The 1,375-nt window shown below is 53.5% G+C and carries 2 protein-coding genes; both read left to right on the plus strand.

The annotated features are described in order from the left end of the window. The coding region (locus ACVBEF_RS21185; RefSeq protein ID WP_447125869.1) for a phage terminase large subunit family protein at positions 1 to 511 on the plus strand (511 nt) is incomplete at its 5' end. Then, positions 508 to 1,375, plus strand: an 868-nt coding sequence (locus ACVBEF_RS21190) for a phage portal protein (RefSeq protein WP_447125870.1), incomplete at its 3' end; no start/stop codon positions are given. The genes ACVBEF_RS21185 and ACVBEF_RS21190, both read left to right, overlap by 4 nt.

Below are 1,375 nucleotides of genomic sequence, written 5' to 3' on the forward strand. Positions count from 1 at the left end.
GATCAGCGCTGGCTGCGTGGTGATTGCGCCGCCGTTGGTGGCGGGCGGCAAGTTTCGGATTCTGGAGCGATTTCAGTGGCGCGGGATCGACTTTGAAGCGCAGGCGCAGGCGATCAGGGAGATGACGGGGCGCTATAACGTGGAGTACATCGGGATCGATACGACGGGGATGGGGATCGGGGTGTTTCCGTTGGTGAAGCAATTTTTTCCGCTGGCGACCGCGATCAATTATTCGCCGGAAGTGAAGACCCGGATGGTACTCAAGGCGCAAAACATCATCAATAAAGCGCGGCTGGAATTCGATGCCGGATGGACCGATATCGCGCAATCGTTTATGACGATCCGCAAAACACTGACCACTAGCGGTAGACAGATTACCTATGACGCAGGCCGCACAGATGAGACCGGCCACGCCGATCTGGCATGGGCCTGCATGCACGCCCTCGACCATGAACCGTTCGAAGGGATCAATGAAAATACCCAATCTTTTATGGAGTTGTATACATCATGAGTAGACGCAAACAACGTGGTACTGCGGCCCCGGTTCCTGTAGCGACCAAGGCCAATATCGAGGCCTTCACTTTTGGCGATCCGACGCCGGTGCTCGATCACAGCGATGTCATGGAGAGCTTTGAGTGTTGGCTGAACGGAAAATGGTATGAGCCGCCGGTGAGTTTTGTCGGATTAGCGAAGTCGTTTAATGCCAGCGTGCATCACAGCACGGCGCTGTACTTCAAGACCAACATTTTGACCTCGACCTTCGTGCCGAATAAATATCTGTCGCGGGATGCGTTTAAACGGTTTGCGCTGGATTTTTTGACATTTGGGAATGCGTATTTGGAGAAGCGCATCAGCCGTACCGGCCAGACCCTGCAACTGGCGCATGCGTTGGCGAAATACGTGCGCCGGGGGCGGGACTTGGAGTCGTATTTTTTTATCGGGAATGCTGAGCAAGAGCATGCCTTTGCGAAAGGTGCGATCTTTCATTTGATGGACCCGGACATTCATCAGGAGGTGTATGGCGTGCCGCAATATGTGAGCGCGTTGCAGTCGGCCTGGCTCAATGAAGCAGCGACCTTGTTCCGGCGCAAGTATTACAAAAATGGCTCGCACGCTGGTTTTATTTTGTATATGACGGACCCGGGGGTCAATACCGACGATGTAACCAGTCTGCGTAAGGCGATGCATGACAGCAAGGGGCCGGGCAATTTTAGGAATCTGTTTTTGTATTCACCTAATGGGAAGAAGGAAGGGTTGCAGATTTTGCCGGTGTCGGATGTAGCGGCGAAGGATGAGTTTTTTAATGTGAAAGGCGTGACCCGCGACATCGATTCGTGCTCGATGAACCGGGCGCTTAGAGAAGCTATCACCGACT

Source organism: Glaciimonas sp. GG7, from assembly GCF_052976905.1.